Here is a 19271-nt window from a genome sequence, read left to right as displayed (position 1 = left end):
AACGCGAGCCAGGCCGTCCGACCCGCGGCTGAATACGTTCGGATGCCGACCGACCATCAACGATATTCAACCGCGAACCAATCACAGGCGATTCGCGAATACGCTGCTCGTCACGGTTTTCGGATTGAAAAGACCTATGAGGATAGTGGCAAGAGCGGTCTTAATCTTGATGACCGGCGAGTGCTCAAGCAGCTCATCGAGGATGTTCAGGAATTGCTGTTTGAATTCCAGCGGCTGACCGACTCCGAAGCCAACGCGGCCCGATCTGCCTAGTCGCAATTGAATCGATCTGACCACATTCGCGTATGCGTTGTTATGGAAGAACTCGGGCAAAAGGCCGACGTCTGTTTTGATACGCTTAGCGGACCTGGCAGCATCCAGAGAAGAGTCAGCAATGGGCTATAAACAGACCTCGCGGTCTGCCCGAATTTTCACTCTAGCGCTCGACGACTTCACCATCTTCCTTGACGAAGCGGCCAACCCCACGGTCGAGCAGATCCAAAACGGCTTCCGACGGGCGGCACAGCCTCACGCCTCTCGGCGTCACCACGATCGGCCGGTTAATAAGGATCGGGTGAGCCATCATCGCGTCGAGCAGCGCGTCATCGGAAAGCGAAGGATCGCCGAGACCGAGGTGGGCGTAGGGCGTGCCCTTCTGGCGCAGCAGATTCCGGACAGAGATGTCCATCGCTGAGATGAGCTCCTTGAGACGATCGCGGCTCGGTGGCTTCTTCAGATACTCGATAACCTCCGGCTCCTCGCCGGCTTGGAGAATCATCGCCAGGGCGTTGCGAGACGTACCGCAGTCGGGATTGTGATAGATCGTGACGGTCATTGGTTTGTCTCCATGGCAGCCGCCGCCGAGCCGGCGCTGCGTTCGTACCAGCCTCTCGAAACCTTCACGATCCGGACGACGGATAGCATCACCGGCACTTCGACGAGAACGCCGACCACTGTCGCGAGTGCCGCGCCTGAATTGAGGCCGAAGAGGCTGATCGCGGCAGCTACTGCGAGTTCGAAAAAGTTGCTGGCGCCGATCAGCGCGGCCGGGCCCGCAACGCACCAAGCGACGCCGAAGCGGCGACTAAGCCAATAGGCGAGCCCGGCGTTGAGGTAGACCTGGATCAGGATCGGCACGGCGAGAATCGCGATAACGATCGGCTGCTTCACGATCTGCTCGCCCTGAAATCCGAACAACAGCACCAGCGTCGTCAGCAACGCGACGAGCGAGACAGGCTGCAAGGCCCGCAAGGTCTTACCGAACGCGCCGGCACGCAACAGCAAGCGTCGCCAGACCTGGGCCACCACGACGGGGACTATGATGTAAAGCAGAACGGACAGCAGCAGCGTGGTCCAAGGCACCGAGATTGATGCGACGCCGAGCAGCAGGCCGACCAGTGGCGCGAAAAGGAACACCATGATTACGTCGTTCAGCGCGACTTGGCTGAGCGTGTAGTTCGGTTCGCCCTCGCAGAGGTTCGACCACACGAAGACCATCGCCGTGCACGGCGCCGCGGCGAGCAGGATCAGGCCAGCTACGTAGCTCGGAATCTGCGCCGAAGGCAGAAACGGCGCGAACACGTGGCCAATGAAGAACGAGCCGAGCAGCGCCATCGAGAACGGCTTCACGGCCCAGTTGATGAACAGCGTCACGCCAACGCCGCGCCAGTGCTCGCGGACCTGGCCGAGTGAACTGAAGTCGATCTTCAGCAGCATAGGTACGATCATCAACCAGATCAGCGCCGCCACGGGCAGATTGACCTGCGCGACCTCGGCGGCCGCGACCGCGCCGAACAAGCCGGGCATCAGGTGACCGAGCGCTACGCCAGCGACGATGCAAAGGGCGACCCAGAGGGTCAGGTAACGCTCGAAGATACTCATGGGACAAACCCGCGCTCAGGCGCGGCTCCGCTCATTTCGTTTGGAAGGAGTGGCCTTCAGCGTCTTGGCGACGGGGGCACACGCCTCCGAGCGCCCTGCACAGCAGTCCTTCAACAGGAAGGTTGTGAGGTTGCCGAACGCGGCGAGGTTGGCGCGGTAGACGATCGACCGGCCCTGACGCTCCGACGTGACGAGATCCGCACGCGACAGCACCGTAAGATGCGCCGACAGCGTGTTCTGCGGCACTTCGAGCGCGTCGGCCAAGTCGCCGGCGGCCAAGCCCTTGGGTTCGTAGCGGACCAGAATGCGGAAAGCCTGCAAGCGGGTTGCCTGTGCGAGTGCGGCGAGCGCTATCACGTATTTTTCTGTTTCCATATATCCAGATTTATGGAAATATTACGCGGCAGTCAAGTCGAGGAGAATTCGATGTCTGGAGAGAAGACAGTCGCGATCTTGGGGGCCGGTCCGGTTGGGCTCGCCGCGGCGGCCCACGTCATGGAGCGCGGCATGACGCCGATCGTGCTCGAAGCCGGCCCAGAGGCCGGGCATGCGGTTCGGCGGTGGCAGCACGTCCAACTCTTTTCTCCGTGGGAATTTAACGTGGACAAGGCGGCAGCACGTCTGCTTTCGCCAACGGGATGGAATTCTCCGGATCCGGCCATCTACCCAACTGGCACAGAACTGCTCGAGCGCTACATCGAACCGTTGGCGACAAAGACGGTGCTGCGCGAAGTGATCCAGACCAATAGCCGCGTGACTGCTGTCAGTCGAGCCGGTTTCGACAAGGCGAAGACGAAGGGCCGCGAAGCCGCCCCCTTCGAGATCCGGTATCAGAACGGCGAGGGCCCGAAGGCGCTGCGCGCCGACGCCGTGATCGACGCATCCGGCACGTGGGCCTCGCCGAATCCGGCCGGCGCCGGCGGACTGCCGGCTATCGGCGAGCGCGAAGCCGCACCGCGGATCGCCTATGGCATGCCGGATGTGCTCGGTAACGATCGCAGCCGCTACGCTGGAAAGACCATTGCGGTGCTCGGCGGCGGGCACTCAGCCATCGGCACGCTGACTGACTTGGTCACCCTCGCACAGCAGGAGCCGGGTACGCGGCCCATCTGGCTGCTCCGCAGCGGCAATCCCGAAAAGTCCTTCGGGGGCGGTGCGAACGACAAGCTCTCCGCCCGCGGCGAGCTCGGTGCCCACTTTGCTTCGCTTGTCGCCTCGGGCCAGGTGCAGGTCGAAGCCGGCTTTCCCGTCGCAGCCATCGCGCAGGCAGATGGCCGGCTCGAGATCGCGACCTCCTTGGCCTGCTGCGGACGCAACATCGTCGCCGACGAGCTGGTGGTCGCGACCGGCTTCCGTCCGGACTTCAGCTTCCTCAGCGAGATCCGGCTGCGGCTCGATCCGGCGATCGATGCGCCGGTCGCGCTCGCGCCGCTGATCGACCCGAACGAGCACTCCTGCGGTACCGTGCGCCCGCACGGCGCGCGCGAGCTTGAGCAGGACGACCGGGGCTTCTACTTGGCCGGCATGAAGGCGTACGGGCGCGCTCCGACCTTCCTGATGATGACGGGCTACGAACAGGTCCGCTCGATCGCGGCCGACATCGCCGGCGACAAGGAAGCCGCTGCGCGGGTCGAGCTTGAATTGCCGGAAACCGGGGTGTGCACACGCGGCGGCGTAGAGGGGCGTGCGGGCGCATCCAGATGCTGCGGCGGTCCCGCAAAGCAGGATGCAAGCGCGTGCTGCGCGGCAGACGAGAGCGCCAAGAAGGCGGGCGCCGCCGGCTGTGGATGTTCCTAGTCGACCGGACAGACCGATGAACGCTCGAAGCGCGGGCCTGAGCGGCAGATCTCTGATCTTGGCGATGTGTCTCGGACAGATCGGAAATCTGCTGCCCCATGTCGCGCTCTCCGCCAACCTCGCCCAGCACCTGATGCCGGCTTGGGGGCTGAGCGCCGCGGAGGGCGGGCTCATGGCGAGCGGCTACGCGTTCGGCTACATGCTCGCCGTTCCGATCCTGACGACGCTTACCGATAGGATCGATGCGCGTCTGGTCCTGCTCTGCGGCTCGATCGTAAGCGGACTTGCGACGGTTGCGTTCGGAGTGTTCGCACAGGGTTTCTGGTCGGGCACGGCCATCTGGGCCCTGGCAGGGCTTGGCTTTGCCGGAGCCTACATGCCTGGCCTGAAGGCGCTCACAGACCGTCTGCCGCCCGGCGACACGTCGCGGGCCGTCACGCTCTACACGTCGAGCTTCTCGCTAGGCGTCGGCATCTCCTTCCTGGCTGCGCAGGTCATCGCGGAGGCGTGGGGGTGGCGCTGGGCCTTCGTTCTGACCGGCGCAGGACCCATCGCGATGGCAATCACATGCCTCCTGATGGACGCGCGCCGGCCCGAGCCGAAGCAGGGACGTCTGCTAGACTTCAAGCCCGTTTTCGCGAACCGCGAGGCGCTCGGTTACATCCTCGGCTATGGCGCTCATTGCTTCGAACTCTACGGCATCCGGACCTGGCTCGTCGGATTCTGGACCTTCGTGATCGGCCATCAGGTCGCCCCTTCATGGCTCTCGCCCGTCGTGGTGAGCTTCGTCTTCGCCATCCTGTCGATGCCCGCGAGCATCTTGGGCAACGAGGCAGCGCTGAAGTTCGGCCGGCACCGCGCCATCACGACCGTGATGATCGCCTCAGCGGCGGTGGCTCTGCTCCTTGGAGCGAATGTGAGCGCGCCGGCTTGGGTCCTCGCGCTCCTGCTGCTCGCGTATGGACTGACCGTACCTGCGGATTCCGGCGCGCTGACCGCCGGCATGTCGGCGGCGGCTACCGGAGATCATCGAGGGGCCACGATGGCCCTTCACTCCACCGTTGGCTTCGGCCTCTCGGCCGCCGGCGCTTGGGGAACGGGCTTGGCGCTCGATGTTGCCGGCGGGCCTCAGAATGCGGGTGGATGGTTGCTGGTCTTCGTCGTGCTGGCCGTTGGGATTTCGGTGGGCCCGATCGTGCTTTTGTGCGCGCGCGAGGGTGAACGAAAGGCGGGCGCGGCGGTTGGTTAGCGGCCGTCGCCAAAGCCAAATGTGCTGATCGCACCGGAAGGTCGGCTATGGGTCACAAGCGGCGGTCGAAGCGAGCGCGGCACGCGTCAGCTCTACTAGCGATAGCCGACATCACAACAGGAACAGCGTGGTTCAGCTACGGGCCACAAGCCGACATCGTCCGAGTAGGCATTTTGGCCGCTCTGTCGTATAGTCGCGTCCCCGAGGCCCAGTGCTATGGTACAAGATCGCCCCGCCCCGATGGAGCGCAGGTTGGCAGCGATATTGGTTGCTGACGTCGCTGGCTATTCGCGGCTCATGCACAATGACGAAGAGGCTACGCACGCCAAGGTAACGACCCTCCTAGCGCATGTTGTCTTACCAGCGATTGCCGAACACGGCGGACGTGTCGTGAAGAACACCGGCGATGGGTTCTTGGCGGAGTTTACAAGCTCAGTTGAGGCGGTTCGAGCCGCTGTGCAGTTCCAAACGCGCATCAACGAACTTACAAAAAACGAGGAGGAACACAGACGTATTGCCTTTCGCGCAGGCGTCAACATTGGCGACGTGATCGTCGAGCCACACGATATCTTTGGCGACGGCGTTAACATCGCGGCTCGGCTCGAGGGCATCGCCGATTCAGGCAGCATCTGCATATCCTCCGCTGTCCACGATCAAGTCAGAGGTAAGGTCGGCATTGAGTTCGTCGATCTTGGCGAGCTCACCCTCAAAAATATCGCCCGGCCTGTCCGGGCCTTCGCCCCGGCCCGGGATAGACAGGCGTTCGGACGGGCTGAGCGGGCAAAGCCGGTTGCGCTTTTGCCACCCCGTCTTTCGATCGTTGTACTGCCTTTCGCTAATCTCAGCGGTGATCCCGCGCAAGACTACTTCGTCGATGGCGTCACCGAGAGTCTGACCACAGACCTCTCGCGCATCAGCGGCTCCTTGGTTATCGGTCGGCACACCGCGTTCACTTACAGGGGCAAGTCAGTCGATCTCAAACAGGTCGGTCGCGAACTCAACATCCGCTACGTGCTCCAGGGGTCGGTCCAGCGTGGTGGAAGCCGCCTCCGGGTCAATGTGCAACTGACCGATGCGGAAAGTGCCGGCTATTTGTGGGCCGAGCGTTTCGACAAACCCGTCGCCGACCTGCTGGAAATGCAAGACGAGATCGTGGCCAGACTTGCCCGGACTCTCGACGTCCAATTCGTTGCCGCAGAGTCGCGTCGCGCGGCAACAAGGTTGAATCCCGATGCGGCCGATCTCTATTTCCAGGGCCGCTATTCCTTAAACAAGGGATTGACACCCGAATATCTGGCCGAAGCTCGTTGTTTTTTCGAACAAGCCCTGGCGATTGATCCTGATCATATCGATGCCTTGAGCAGACGGCGACGGTCGAGGCCGCACTTGGAGTGTTGTTTCTAACCGACCGTCCCGACGAACATCTGGCAGCAGCAGAGACAAAAGTGCTGAGGGCGCTGCGCCTTGCGCCTGACCATGCCTGGGCTCATTTCACTTTGGCCATTGTCCTCATCTGCACCAATCGCGTAACCCAAGGTATAGCTGAGTGCGAGCGAGCCTTGGCGCTGGATCCAAACTTGGCTGACGCTTACGAGATGCTGGGCGTTGCGAAGAATTACATGGGTTGCGCTGCAGATACCGAGGCCCACATCAATGAAGCCCTGCGGCTCTCTCCTCGCGATACCTCCGCGTTCCGGTGGATGAATACGGCCGGCTTTTCCAAGCTGCTGATCGCTGCCGATGCTGAGGCAGCCATCTGGTTTGCTCGAGGAATCGAGGCCAATCGAAATTATCCGCTGCTGCATTTCGGATACGCTGCAGCGCTCGCGCTTCTCGGGAGGTTAGACGAGGCGCAAGTCGCAGCGAAAGCAGGACTAGCGCTTGATCCAGGGTTTACCATCCGCCGCGTCAAAAGCGCTCCAGTGATCGGCGAGGCGGCGTTCGTCACCGGCATCAAGCGCTTTATTAAAGGAATGCACATTGCCGGAGTACCGGAAGGATAATAGCGGCGATCGACCGACTTCCAAGTCAGCTAGAGTATGAGGTCCGCTTTGGGCCAAAGGCAGCCCTCGTTGGGCAGCATTATCTCGGCCGGCTCACCTTTCGGAAGCGGACATCGCGGCGCTCTGGGCGAGGTCAGCCACGGGCCAGAAGCAGACATTCTGCCGAGTTTTTTTTGCGATGGCCCACCACGTCGTAGGCGAAGCTCAGTTGAGCGGGTCCCCATCCAGCTTCACTGACCAACCGTCAGTGCTCTACCCACGCGCCTTTGTTCGCGATCGGTTTTGGATCCGACTAATTGGATCGCAAGCGGCGCGTTTAAAGCGAACACCAAGGCAGATCCGGGTCGGGCGCCGCCTACCGTCGATGGGACGAGCAGCTTCGCCGGCACAGCATAGTGGCTCGACATCGCGCTTAAGGTGCTCTGCCTGAAGGCTGGTCGAACTTCATCTCTTCCTGTCCAAAGGGCGGGGCCGAAGGGGGTGACCAATCGGACATTCGAGCGCGGCACGATCCCAACCTCCGAGATCCGCTGCCGCACGATAGGTGCTTTCCAGAAACGACATGAGCGTCGCCTCCGGATCGCTCGACTTCCTCACAATGTCGTAGGCCAGGAGATATTCTTCGAGCTTCTGATCGAAATATGCGCCCGTCGGCAAAATCTGTGCGTCGGCAAAGCCGTTCGGCGTGGGATAGGCATAGGAGTAGAAAGCCGCAAAGTCTGTGCCGCCTCCGCCCGGCCAGAAGCCGGCGGATGAGACTTCATCACTGTAGGCCTCGCGCGTCACTTCATCCGGTAAACCCGGTACGCCCCCCGGGTGAAGCGGAGCAGGACGTCCGGAGAAGCGCGTCGCCGCGAGATCGAAGCTACCCCAAAAGAGATGGACTGGACTGACCTTTCCGGTGAAGCCCGTCCGAAACCGATGAAAAACACCGTCGATTGCAACCAGGGCCCTGAAGAACCTCGTCGCGGCGTCTGCATCATAGGGGCGGATCTGATGGTCGTCCTGGAAAGGGATCGGATCAGGGACTTCATTGGGCCGCCCGTCGAATTCCGGTGTGCCGCCGAGACGTCCCACCAGCTCACAAAACCTGGTGTGAAAGTCGGCAACGGACATCGGCCCGAGCGCCATTTCAATCCTGCGCCCGTTAGAGGCCTCTGCGATGACCATATGGCGGGAGAGATCGAAGGTGATCTCGATACCTGAGGCGTCTGGAACCAGTGAAGTCGTGAGCCCGCGAGCATTCACGTAGAAAGTCGCGTGCCATGAATGGTTGATCCACGGCGTCCTTGCGAGCCGATACTTTCCGACAACTTGGCAATATAAATGAAGCGCTGAACAGGTTTCGCGCCATGTCTCGAAGGGGATTTCCGGCCATATCGCGCTCATGGCGTTTCCTCCCTTGTGTTTGGTCGCCCGGACGAGGCACTGGTATCGTTATTTCACATATGAGCCTTGAGGGAGGCGCGTCGCCAAGTTCGCTGAGGTCCGGCCATTTCCCAAGGCTATCTTTGACCGGTCCGTCGCGCGAAATGGCCGGTTTGGATCAAAATCGGCGGTCCGGTTCCTTGCACGCCACGTCCGGTCTGCACTTAAGAGCCGACGCTTGGACGAGTGTCGCGTTAGTCAGCCTCGGGCCAACAGCCGACATCTGAACAAAGAAACCCGCCTAGCTTTCTCGCGGGTTCAGTCCTTGTGCCGCTGGCAGATCGCGGGCATCTTCTAAGGAGGTTCTCGAAAGCTATTTCTTCGGCGCGGAGCCGTCCTTCAAGGAAGCGTTGTAGTCGGCCTGCGAACTGTTGATGTTTGATTGATTGCCGGGCGCACTGCTACCGGTTGTCGCCCCGGTCGTGTTCGTTGACTCTCCCGGTGCATGAGAAGCCGCGCCAGGCCGGTCCTGGTTGCCAACATAGCCAGATTCGCCGGAATTACGGGTCTTAATACCTTTATCAGCTTCAGTTTGCACGTTTTGAGCAACACCGGATTGAGACGTCGCGCCGGTTTGCTGCTGGGCGGCAGCAGGTATCGACATCACTGGAAGTGCGACAAGCAATGCTGCAGATAGGTATCGCATGGCTGTTCTCCATCGAGCCCCGCCGCTGGATCAACGTGCGCATCCCCGAAGATTTCCGCCACTGACAAAAAACTGTGTGACTGCAGCGTTGACACATCTTACGCAGCCGTAGGTAGAACAAAGTGCAATCTGTGTTCTTCGTCCGCTGCCACACCCAAGTCTTAGTGTGCAACAGCGGTACGCGTCTCGCAGGAACGACGGCGCAACGGTTTCGTTGTGCTCATCTTCCGGACAAGAAAGGATAACGATCATGGACCGTGAACATGTGAAGGGCGCCGCCGACAAGACAAAGGGCGCGATCAAAGAGGGTGCTGGCAAGCTTACGGGAGACAAGAACCTGGAAGCCGAAGGCAAGATGGACAAGGCCAAGGGCTCCGCCCATAACGCTGCTGGCGACGTGAAGGACGCCGCGCGGGACGCCGCTGACGCCCTCAAGAAGTAGCAGAAAAGGTCTGAACTAGCCGCCTCTGGCGGCTTTTTCTTTTCTATCAGTCCCAACGACAAGCTTTGGGCCACTCCTAACTCGGGGGCTTAGCCTCCGCAATCGACCCAGATAAGTGAAACGGGCCTATTTCGGCTCTTGGTCAGAACTTGCCATCACGCAACATGCCGAGATTGGTCAGCTAAGGGCCATCAGCCGAGATTAGCGGCCTAGTGGCTACGTAGTCCGGCGCGCAAGCGTAGCCGACGCCGGTTTTGTCAGGTATATTCGGGGGCGCTCGGGATCGGCTTCCACTTTCTGCGCATAAACACGCGGCGAGCGGCGGCACGTAACAACAGCAGAAACATTGTCGTATCGGAATATAGCTGCATACATGCTCCGAAAGCCGGGTCGCGGAACGAGATCTCAGTCGCGGCATTAACATTTGAGACCGTCGCTCGCCGTACCGATCAGATGGCGCACGACGCGGGATAGCCAAACGTCACTGGACGCTGTTTCAAGCGCCCGCGTGGATAGCCAAAGGCGACGGTCTCGGCCTCTTCCGTTTGAGAATGAGGCATGGGCAGGGTCAGTAATGATTGTTTTTTGACCTGGCTCACGGGAACCAAGCCATGCGCAACATCGACATCGACAGGTCACAAAGCTTTGCAATCGTTCGCGAGATTGGTGAGCGACTGCGAGCATTGCTGAAAGAAGAAGCCGAGTTGCCGCCGAACCTCGAAAGGCAGATGCGACGATTGCGCGAACTAGACGAGTCGCCGTGAACCATGGCCCTGCGGTCAGGACCATCCGAGCGCTCGCGTCTCCGGGCCTTTCATCAGATCACTCTTAGCTCGAAATTCTTCGGCTTGGTTGCGGTAACGTTTTGCGTTCGCCGAGTGGTCCATCTAGTCCCGATCTTCCCGATATGCCTTGCTTTCCGTCCGATACATCGCGCTCTCCATCACCGATAGGCGAAGTACGTCGCGGCTATGCCGTTGATCTGCCTGCAAGCGAGTTTTATCCTTTTGAAGAGCTCTACTATCTTCAATCGCAAGCTGGGCACGTGCGAGCAGCGGATCATTCATCCCGCAATAATGCCGGCCGCGAAACTCCGTTGCCATCGCTTATGTTATTTTCCGTGTTTTCTTTCCGGATAGGGTTTGTAGGTTTCGCGACCAGCGGAGGCAGCCTCAGCACCTCAATCGCTTCGCGATAGAGTGGCGCGCCATTTCGACGTGTGCAGCATCAATTTGTAATGGATGAAGGATGTGGCGGTGAATCGGCATGGCCGCGCTCCCTGTTTTGCAGGCGGGAGCACAGCAATGTCTCTCTGCCATCGACGCCTCCGGGCAGAGCCTCGGCCGCTGATGTAGGGACAATACCACCACGAAACCGAGGGTCCTGGGGGCGCAGCGACGCTAGTTCTAGAAATTGCCACCGAAGAAACTGGCACGTGCCGCTTCCGGTCAAAATCCGGCGCGCCCGGGCGTCAAAACCGGCTGAGCTTACGCTACTGCCGGCCGACGCTGTTCCTGTGAATTATATTGCAGCCACTGCGTACCATACGATCTAACGTCTTCGCATCACCGCCCGGTCCGTTGGCATCTATCGGTGACTGAGAGCCGCAGTGCTCCCGCCAATGTAGGCGGGAGATAGCGATGAATGATCGTGACGGACCTCTTTCCGAAAATGAAAATGAATGACTATTGTTGAGCGCTACAGGGATATCGTCGAAGCCGCCGATGGTATGGATATAGCCGAAGTCCTCCAATTGATCGGTCAAATCGAGAATGAGATCAGAAGGCGCTCATAATCAGGTCAGGTTGTGGCTGCTCGCGGCGACAGGACACAGTGGTAGGCCGCCATGTCTGCTACGGGTCAAACTGCGAAGAACTCAGGTTGAACAAATCTGGTCCGCTCTGGCTCAACGAGCTGACTTCCGACCGCCGATACGCAACTTCGCTGATGGGCTAACAGCCGACATCGAAGCGGGGCGACACACCGGAGAGCTGTTCGCCAGCATCTAGAGAGATTCGGATATCAGTTGTTATGGAAGAGCCGGCCAGAGGCCGACGTCTGGCTTGATCGGCTTAGCGGGCTTGCAAAAATTCAGAGCTGACGTCAGCTATGGGGCCAGAAGGCGACATTGGCGGACTCGATCTCTATTTGGTGCGCACCGCGGGTCAGCTCAGGCGCCCCCCGGGTCAGCACAGTTGACGTTTCAACTTAGCGCATACCTCAAAAGTCAAGGCGCGTTTGGCGCTGCGCTCTGATCCGTTTAGAGTATGGTAGGTTGGTGGGGCCTGGTGCGGCCATGGTGCAAGAGCGGGTCCGAGTCGAGCGAAGATTATCAGCGATCTTGGCCGCCGACGTGGCCGGCTATTCTCGGCTCATGCACAATGACGAAGAGGCGACACACGCCAAGCTGACGGCACTTGTCGCCGGAGGTGTCGAGCCCGCAATTGCGCAGCACGGCGGCCGCATCGTGAAGAACACCGGCGACGGGTTTTTGGCTGAGTTTCCAAGTGCGGTCGAAGCGGTGCGGGCTGCCATGCAGTTTCAGTCCCGCATCAACGAACTTACCTGCGACGACGCGGAAGACAGGCGCATTCTCTTCCGTGTGGGGCTCAATATCGGTGATATCATCGTCGAAGCCCATGACATCTTTGGAGACGGCGTCAACATTGCGGCCCGGCTCGAGAGCATCGCCGAACCCGGCGGCATCTGTATCTCTCAGACTGTCTTCAATCACGCGCGCGACAAGGTGCCGTTCGACGTTGAGGAAGCGGGTGAGCAAACTCTGAAGAACATCGCCCGGCCCGTCCACGTTTACCGCATCATCATCGACCCGGGCCTACGGACTGCGACGCCCAAACGCGAGATTCCGGCGCTCGCATTGCCTGACAAGCCATCTGTCGCCGTGCTGCCGCTGACCAATATGAGCGGCGACCCCGAGCAGGAATTCGTCTCCGACGGTATCGCCGAAGATGTGATCACGGCGTTATCGCGTTATCCCTCATTGTTCGTCATCGCACGGAACTCGTCGTTCACTTACAAAGGGCGAGCGGTTGATGTGAGACAGGTCGGGCGCGAGCTCGGCGTCCGCTACGTGCTTGAAGGAAGCGTGCGCAAGGCCGCCAGCCGGATCCGCGTGACCGCGCAGCTCATAGAGGCGGCAACCAGCAATCATGTATGGGCCGAGCGCTACGACCGCGATCTCGCAGATATTTTCGCCGTGCAGGATGAGCTCACCGAGGCGTTGACGACTGCGCTCGCCCCCGCCATTGCAGACGCCGAGCTCCGACGGGCCATGCGCAGGCCGCCGGGCAGCCTTGATGCCTGGGCCGCCTATCAGCGCGGCCTGTGGCATCTGAGCAAAGCGACCGCAGAGGACGATGAGAGCGCCGAGAAATTCTTCAGACAGGCGATCGATCTCGACCCGACCTTCAGCGGCAGCTACAGCGCTCTCGCTCTGTACCAGTTGCAAGCGGCCGCGCTCTACCAGAAGATAGGCCTGCGAGACGCGCAACATTCGGCGGAGGCCCTGGCCCGCCGGGCGGTCGCGCTCGATGGTGCCGATGCCGAAGCCCGTTCATGCCTTGGCTGGGCCTTGCAAGCACGCGGCGAGGCTGACGATGCGTTGGCGGAGATCGAGCGAGCTCTCTCTATGAGTCCAAATCTGGCGATCGCGCACGGCCATCGAGGCGCGACGCTGATCTTTGCCGGACGGCACAAGGAGGGGGTCACGTCTCTCAACGTGTGTATCAGGCTCGATCCCCGAGATCCCTATCTGGCAGTCCGCTTGTTGCACATTGCGTGCGGTTTATATTTCTGCGGCGAATACGAAGCTTCGATCGAGGCCGCAAAACGCCTGATCCGGTCATATCCGAATTTTCCGATGATCTACCGCTGGTCCGCGGCGGCGCTGGGCCAGCTTGGGCGCATAGCGGAAGCGAAGGAAGAACTGGAAAAGGCCGTCTCGCGCGCACCGGGGGCATTAGATATGTATGTCCGCAACAGAGCTCCGTGGTTTCGTCCAGAAGACCACGCGCATCTCGTCGACGGTTTGGGTAAGGCCGGATGGAGGGGGTGAGGCTGCATTGAACTGCGGGCCATCCCTTCTGTTTGCAGCGAGCTGTTCGACGTTCCCGCACGACGTCTCTTGTCGGATTGCCAAACGTCGGCTTCGGGTCACAAGCGGCCCTCAGCGGGCATCCCCGTGAAGGTCCGCTACGGGCCAGAAGCGGAAGTGCGCGTATCAGGCGCTGGCCCGCAGCCCTGATCAGTTCAACCGAAAATGAAGTAGAGAAGGTATATCGAGTAGCCAAAAGCAAGAAGGCCCACTGCTACTGAAAGCGAAAGGAGGAGTTTGTCGTCTTTCATCGATACCTGCTCGCGATCAGAGCGAGATGATGAAGTTCAGCGGGACCAGGGCCAGCGGTTGGCAGTCATATCTCACCGCTTTGAGTTGAAACAAGCCGAATAGCGGCAGGACCTTCAATATTGGCGCCAGCGTACTTCTGCGCAGCCGAAATAAGGGTTTCGTCGGCAGATTGGTTGTATGAGGGGTGCTTGGGGTTTAGATGCAAGGCAGTTTCGACAATCATTACCTGAGTGATTCCAGAGGGCAGAACTTCAACGGCAAATGATACGAAGGACACGTGCGGAGCTTTGAAGGACATTGAATCGCCTTCACTGACGTCGCACGCAGAAGGCGCCCCAGCCAAGGCCAAGCGTGGCGGCTATGACCGAGCCCAACAGGACGCCCAATTTTGCCGCCCTCAACAAATCTTCATTGGAGAAAGCCAGCATCGAGATGAAGATGGACATGGTGAAGCCGATGCCTGCCAGGAGTCCGACAAGAAGGACGCCGCCCCAAGAAACTCCGGGAGCAAGGCGGCAGAACCCCGATCGTACGGCGATCCAAGTTGCCCCGACAACGCCGAGCGGCTTCCCTGCTATCAGAGCAAGTGCCGTGCCCATCATCACCAGCAGGCTGGCAGCAGGGAGATCATCCGTACCCGTTATGCTGACCCCTGCATTCGCCAACGCAAAGATGGGCATTACTCCGTAAGCTACCCACGTATGCAGTGCCATTTGCACGCGCGACACAGGCGGCAGAATCTCGCGGCGAGCGACGCGAAGGTCGCGCAACGCTTGCTGCAACGAATGCGGATCACCTGCTTTCATCGCATCGCTAGTCTTCAACTGTCCAAGTGCTCGCGATGCCGCATCAAGCGGAGGTTCCCGCATTGCTAAGGGGCGAGCCGGAGTCATCAGCCCGAGCACCACTCCAGCAAGTGTTGGATGGACCCCGGCGATGAAGAAACCGCCCCAAATCAACAAGCCCGGCACCAAATAAGGCAGTGCCGCACCGATCCCGACGCGTTGGAATGCTAAGACCCCAAGAATGCCAAAAGCTGCGATAACAAAGCCGCCCCACTGCAGACTTTCGGTGTAGAAGACGGCGATGATCAAGACTGCAATGATATCGTCTATAATCGCTAGTGCGAGCAGGAAAACTCGGACATTGACCGGGATTTTTCGTCCAAGCAGGGCGAGGACGCCCACGGCAAAGGCGATGTCCGTCGCGGTCGGCACCGCCCAGCCGTGCCCCCGAGCAGGATCATTGTTGAGGCTCAAATAGATGAGCGCCGGTACGAGGACGCCACCGGCCGCAGCAACTAGCGGCAGAGAGGCCTGGTCGAGGCGGCTCAATGCGCCTTCATGAACCTCCCGCCGAATCTCCATGCCTACAACAAGGAAAAAGACAGTCATCAAAACGTCATTCACCCAGAAATGCAGTGACTGGGAAAAGACGTGCTCGCCAAGACCAATTGCGAACGGGAGATTCCAAAAGACGTGGTAGCTATGTGCTGCCGTCGAATTTGCCCAGAACAGTGCCGCAGCCGCTGCAACGAGAAGCGCTAAACCGCTTACCGCCTCGACATGCAGAAATCGATGAAGTGTGTTCGCCGCCTGTTCCGCCAGCCGCTGGGCTGTGGGCAAATCGCCAAAGGTAGGCTTGTGATTCATGGGCGCAGGTCATCCGCGTGGCGGCCCGACCATCGCATTACCTGTCGCTGCCCAATTCAGCGAGCACCCATGCGTCCTTATACAAGTCGATGGTGGCAATTCAAGCCCGAAACAAGGGCTGCGTTCTATTTGGTGAGCCATGCATTCAGGACGGCGGCAAAGCCGACCGCGAAGAACACCAAAACGATTGGAGGAAAGAGTACGACAGCGGTATCAAAGCGTAAGAACCAAGGATGCTCTCCCGCCCTGTTCGGACGGCCGACAAACGAAAGGATGAGTGCGATCACAAGGAACGCAAAACCGCTCCACAAATTCATAGCGATTTCCTCCCTCTGGACAGGAGACAGGCGTCGCCCACCAAGCGCAAGCTAGCCAATCGTCGCATGCGCCCTGGGACCAAAACCGCTGGATAAGACCGTCATGGGTTAGCAATTTTTCGCCAGCAGATAGCTCGCAAGCGAGCGGCGATCGAAGCGGGCACGGCCTCGCATCCGGCCTGCCGTGGATAACGACACCGGGATGCGCTCAACCCTGTTCGGTTAAGGGCCAAATGCGGGTCATAGAGCTGAGAGATATCAGATAAAGCCTTCGATGTATTCTCGCACCGCCTTTGTGTCGCCAGCCGCGGCAGCACAGATACCGAATGCATGGATTTCATGAGGCAATGCGCTGCTTGGGCACTTGACGATATCCGTCATCATCGAAGAAACCGCCTCGCGCATACGGCCAGCGCTCAGAAGCGCGAGCGCGGCTTTCTTGCTCCGTTTGAGATGTTCTTCTCGCGTTAACATTGAAGGCAGGTGGCGGGTGATACGAAAAACAAGCCTGTTCCTTACTGACTTGGCAGTCAATCTCGTGAGAGTGCCAAAAGCAACGGAGCCCGCTCCATGCTATCGCGCGATGTCCATTGAGGAGCGGTGAGCGGACCTCTAGCAGATGCGGCGCAACTTCGCAGTTGGGCCACAAGCGGAAAGTTCCAGCCTTCTCTGCTGATCACCGCGAGACGATCAGGGTGCAGCAACTGCGACCGTTTCTTCGATAATCTTCGGCTGTCCACCTTCGCTGGTAAGTATCGATGAGTAATAGCCGTGAAACGGCTGGTCTCCTATCTTGGCTTGCCATGTTCCAGCGTTGAAGACGAAGGGGCCTTCGGGACGCGAGATGGTTCTTTGAACCGAATAGTCATGCAGTCCGAGCTTGAGGGCGTCGCCGAAGCTCCGGCGTATGGCGTCCCGCCCCTGAAAGATGCCGCTAGGCGTCACCCGCACAGCGTTCTCTGCAAATGTTGCGGCCATAGTGTCCAGATCACCGCGATTGTACGCTTCTGAAAAATGCCTGTGCATCTCGTCCATGGCGGCAGCATCAAGCGTCTCTCTCGCAATCGAGCGGGGCGGAATGGCAAGCAGCAGGCAAAGAATGAAAGTCGCTGATCTGAATGCCATGTTCCCTCCGTTGCGTTAGCTATTATCGATTGATAGCGCTCTAGTCCGCGCGACAACTGACCGCTGTCGCTTGACGGAGATTCTCACCTCACTGTTAAGCTACCGTACGCGATACGTTGAAAGTCTGGGGTTCAAAGGTCCGTGTTGGGTCAAAAGCGGACGGGTGGCTTGCGGCGACGGAGCGTCCGCTTTCTGGCCAGGACCTGACATCATTCGGATATGAGTTGTTATGGAAGAAGTCGGCCAGTGACCGATCGAGCTAATTAGATGAGCAGCGATACAAGTCCCATGAAAACTAAAGAAGGAATTTGCGTAGTTCTTCTTGAAATATTGGCGCGCCGGGATCCTGTGGTAGCAGCATATGGTTTTTCCCAGGGAGTGCTACAAACCTCGCTCCGGGAATTTCCGCAGCTAAGTCGCGGCCGGAGGCCACCGGCACTCTGCGCTCATCGCGAACATGCATAACAAGCGTTGGCGCCTTCACGTGCTTGAGTAAAGGCCGAACATCAAAGTCGGACACCGTTTCGATATAACGCACTGCGCACTCGGCTGAGGCGCTTAGACGTTGAAGCTCATTGAAGGCGTCTACTTGTTCCTTCGTGGCATCCGGCAACATCGAAGCGGTGAACAGTTGCCGGAAAGTCGGGTCATCTGCGCCCCACCCAAGTTTCATCAGCGTTTTCATTGCAGCAAACCGTTCTCGATCAGCCGCTGAGAAGTTAGGATTCTTGTTCGCGCCGACGGCGAATCCACCATAAAGAATTAGGTGCGAGACGCGTTCGGGATGCCGCGCTGCAAATGCGATGGAAACCGCGCAGCCCTGCGAAAACCCAAGCAGCGGAAACCTGTCGAGACCGGCCGCGTCGGCTACGCTCTCCATGTCCTTGACCCAAGCATCAAGGGAGAGCTCTCCGACATCCCAGTCAGACAGACCGTTGCCACGCGCATCGTACCTGACGAGGGTAAATGACGAAGCAAGTCCAAGCAGGAAATCGCGCTGGAGCGGAAAATCCCAGTCATATTCGAGATGGCCGAGCCAATGTGCCGATTTCAACAGACCAGGTCCTGCTCCCACTCTAGCATAGGCTAACCGCACACCATCCGTGGCTCTGCAATAGCGAATTTGCTGCTTCAGGTTGGCTGCCGATAGAACTCGCGTTGCGGGCGATCCTTCCTCGTTCAGGTCAATGGCATAAACTTCGATTGGCCGCGCGATGTTCTTTAGATTCTGCCGGCCTAACTCGCGCAAAGGGAAATTAAGCTTGCCATCGATCTGGTCAAGGACTTGGCGAGAGATGCAAATGCCGCCTCGCACCGCAATGCTCTCAAGGCGCGCAGCTACGTTGACACCATCTCCGAAGATATCGCCCTCGTCCTCAATAATATCACCGACGTTGATCCCTACCCGAAACTCGATGCGTCGGTCCGGACGCACACTTGCATTCCTGTCGACCATCCCACGCTGAACTTCGACCGCGCATTTCACAGCTTCGACGGCGCTTGAAAACTCCACCAACATGCCATCGCCGGTTGTCTTGATCAGGCGCCCTCGATGGGATTTGAGTTTGTGATCAACCAGCTCTCGGCGATGCGCTTTCAATCCAGCAAGCGTGCCTTCCTCATCTTCGCCCATCAGCCGTGAATAGCCGGCGACGTCAGCCGCCAAAATTGCCGCTAGCCGGCGCTCGACCTGAACGTCTACCACCGATAATCCTCAGTTACGTCAGCGATCAAACAATTGTTCGAATGGTGAGGCAGCCGCCCCCGTCAAAAACTTGCCCAGACTAGGCGCAGTTCAGGCGGGTCTGCAATGGTCCAAAATGGAACCGCTGCAATGTTCGCCGCCGACCTCCGCTAACTCGAGTTTTTGGAGGTCAGTCAAGTCATCTGCTGGCCGCAAACACTGCCAGGCAGCCCCTTCGGTTCGTAGGATCCGCGCTCGGATCCGTCCCTTCGACCAAGTCGGTTGACCCGAGAGACAAGCACTTCGCTACTCGCGGACTGCGACATGACGCGGGCCGCGGCGTGAACCGCGATGCCCAATATCACGGCGCCGGACTTCCTTTCGCCGCAATGCAAACCTGCTCGCACGGGCAAGCCGATACTCTTGGTTTCCTCGCTGAGGGCGAGCGCACAACGGACTGCTCGTCCCAAGCCGTCGAACGTGGCCAGAACCCCGTCCCCGTGCTCTTGATCAGAGTACCCCGATGCTTGCTGATAAGGCGGCCGGAAACGTCATCGTGTGTATCCAACAAGCGCGCCAGCCAATCTGAGCAGCCCGATTGGTGGAATCGACAATGTCCGTGAAGAGAACCGTGGTCAGATACGCTCTGCCGGCGAAGAGCCATTTCAGTCCCCTCGCCTG

At 59.4% G+C, this 19271-nt stretch carries 18 protein-coding genes and 1 pseudogene; 8 read left to right on the top strand and 11 right to left on the bottom strand.

From position 1 onward, the window contains the following. Positions 1-36 precede the first annotated feature (36 nt). Positions 37-273 (top strand): annotated as a pseudogene (locus RAD04_RS30085) (recombinase family protein); the annotation flags it as partial. A 163-nt stretch (positions 274-436) separates the two neighbouring features. Here RAD04_RS30085 and arsC read toward each other — a convergent pair. From arsC to RAD04_RS30070, 3 genes are read right to left on the bottom strand one after another with little or no spacing between them, the layout of a single operon-like run. Then, positions 437-835, bottom strand: coding sequence for an arsenate reductase (glutaredoxin) (gene arsC / locus RAD04_RS30080; protein WP_461626700.1), 399 nt, complete (start codon positions 833-835; stop codon positions 437-439). After that, positions 832-1881: an ACR3 family arsenite efflux transporter gene (gene arsB, locus RAD04_RS30075; RefSeq protein ID WP_461626699.1), complete on the bottom strand. Its 1050-nt coding sequence runs from the start codon at positions 1879-1881 to the stop codon at positions 832-834. The genes arsC and arsB overlap by 4 nt, the downstream gene beginning before the upstream one ends. 15 nt (positions 1882-1896) lie before the next feature. Further along, entirely contained in the window at positions 1897-2256 is a 360-nt protein-coding gene (locus RAD04_RS30070) for an ArsR/SmtB family transcription factor (RefSeq protein ID WP_461626698.1), read from the bottom strand. A 51-nt stretch (positions 2257-2307) separates the two neighbouring features. Between RAD04_RS30070 and RAD04_RS30065 the strand changes: the two genes are divergently transcribed. The 4 genes from RAD04_RS30065 (at position 2308) to RAD04_RS30050 (ending at position 6930) form a co-directional block, all read left to right on the top strand. Continuing rightward, complete coding sequence (locus tag RAD04_RS30065; RefSeq protein ID WP_461626697.1) at positions 2308-3678, top strand: NAD(P)-binding domain-containing protein; 1371 nt, start codon at positions 2308-2310, stop codon at positions 3676-3678. A gap of 64 nt (positions 3679-3742) precedes the next feature. Next, positions 3743-4927, top strand: coding sequence for an MFS transporter (locus tag RAD04_RS30060; protein ID WP_461626799.1), 1185 nt, complete (start codon positions 3743-3745; stop codon positions 4925-4927). Positions 4928-5179: 252 nt separating this feature from the next. Further along, positions 5180-6331, top strand: a complete 1152-nt coding sequence (locus RAD04_RS30055; protein ID WP_461626696.1) for an adenylate/guanylate cyclase domain-containing protein — start codon at positions 5180-5182, stop codon at positions 6329-6331. Next, positions 6319-6930, top strand: coding sequence for a tetratricopeptide repeat protein (locus RAD04_RS30050; RefSeq protein ID WP_461626695.1), 612 nt, complete (start codon positions 6319-6321; stop codon positions 6928-6930). Before RAD04_RS30055 ends, RAD04_RS30050 begins: the two co-directional genes overlap by 13 nt. A gap of 444 nt (positions 6931-7374) precedes the next feature. Here RAD04_RS30050 and RAD04_RS30045 read toward each other — a convergent pair whose 3' ends face one another. Beyond that, positions 7375-8319, bottom strand: a complete 945-nt coding sequence (locus RAD04_RS30045; RefSeq protein ID WP_461626694.1) for a DUF5996 family protein — start codon at positions 8317-8319, stop codon at positions 7375-7377. 352 nt (positions 8320-8671) lie between these two features. Then, entirely contained in the window at positions 8672-9004 is a 333-nt protein-coding gene (locus RAD04_RS30040; RefSeq protein WP_461626693.1) for a hypothetical protein, read from the bottom strand. 250 nt (positions 9005-9254) lie between these two features. Here RAD04_RS30040 and RAD04_RS30035 point away from each other — a divergent pair, with 250 nt between their 5' ends. The 3 genes from RAD04_RS30035 to RAD04_RS30025 all read left to right on the top strand — a co-directional run bounded on the left by RAD04_RS30035 (position 9255) and on the right by RAD04_RS30025 (position 13521). Beyond that, entirely contained in the window at positions 9255-9446 is a 192-nt protein-coding gene (locus RAD04_RS30035) for a CsbD family protein (protein ID WP_461626692.1), read from the top strand. A gap of 611 nt (positions 9447-10057) precedes the next feature. After that, positions 10058-10210 (top strand): hypothetical protein, encoded by a 153-nt coding sequence (locus RAD04_RS30030; RefSeq protein ID WP_461626691.1) that lies wholly within the window; start codon positions 10058-10060, stop codon positions 10208-10210. 1577 nt (positions 10211-11787) lie between these two features. Then, a complete protein-coding gene (locus tag RAD04_RS30025) occupies positions 11788-13521 on the top strand; it encodes an adenylate/guanylate cyclase domain-containing protein (protein ID WP_461626690.1) in 1734 nt (577 codons plus the stop codon). A 355-nt stretch (positions 13522-13876) separates the two neighbouring features. Here the strand turns inward: RAD04_RS30025 and RAD04_RS30020 are convergent, their stop codons facing one another. The 6 genes from RAD04_RS30020 to RAD04_RS29995 all read right to left on the bottom strand — a co-directional run bounded on the left by RAD04_RS30020 (position 13877) and on the right by RAD04_RS29995 (position 18611). Further along, positions 13877-14110 carry a hypothetical protein gene (locus tag RAD04_RS30020; protein WP_461626689.1) on the bottom strand — a complete coding sequence of 78 codons (234 nt, stop codon included), beginning with the start codon at positions 14108-14110 and terminating at the stop codon, positions 13877-13879. A gap of 10 nt (positions 14111-14120) precedes the next feature. Then, a complete protein-coding gene (gene nhaA / locus RAD04_RS30015) occupies positions 14121-15464 on the bottom strand; it encodes a Na+/H+ antiporter NhaA (protein ID WP_461626688.1) in 1344 nt (447 codons plus the stop codon). A gap of 125 nt (positions 15465-15589) precedes the next feature. Then, complete coding sequence (locus tag RAD04_RS30010; RefSeq protein WP_461626687.1) at positions 15590-15781, bottom strand: hypothetical protein; 192 nt, start codon at positions 15779-15781, stop codon at positions 15590-15592. A gap of 258 nt (positions 15782-16039) precedes the next feature. Further along, positions 16040-16315 carry a hypothetical protein gene (locus RAD04_RS30005; RefSeq protein WP_461626686.1) on the bottom strand — a complete coding sequence of 92 codons (276 nt, stop codon included), beginning with the start codon at positions 16313-16315 and terminating at the stop codon, positions 16040-16042. Positions 16316-16471: 156 nt separating this feature from the next. Then, entirely contained in the window at positions 16472-16906 is a 435-nt protein-coding gene (locus RAD04_RS30000) for a YybH family protein (protein ID WP_461626685.1), read from the bottom strand. A 295-nt stretch (positions 16907-17201) separates the two neighbouring features. After that, positions 17202-18611 carry an alpha/beta fold hydrolase gene (locus RAD04_RS29995; RefSeq protein WP_461626684.1) on the bottom strand — a complete coding sequence of 470 codons (1410 nt, stop codon included), beginning with the start codon at positions 18609-18611 and terminating at the stop codon, positions 17202-17204. Positions 18612-19271: the final 660 nt, after the last annotated feature.

Source organism: Bradyrhizobium sp. 25ACV (assembly GCF_054863005.1).
Note: the sequence above shows the minus strand (reverse complement) of the source record. Positions and strands in the feature narration are given on the sequence as shown.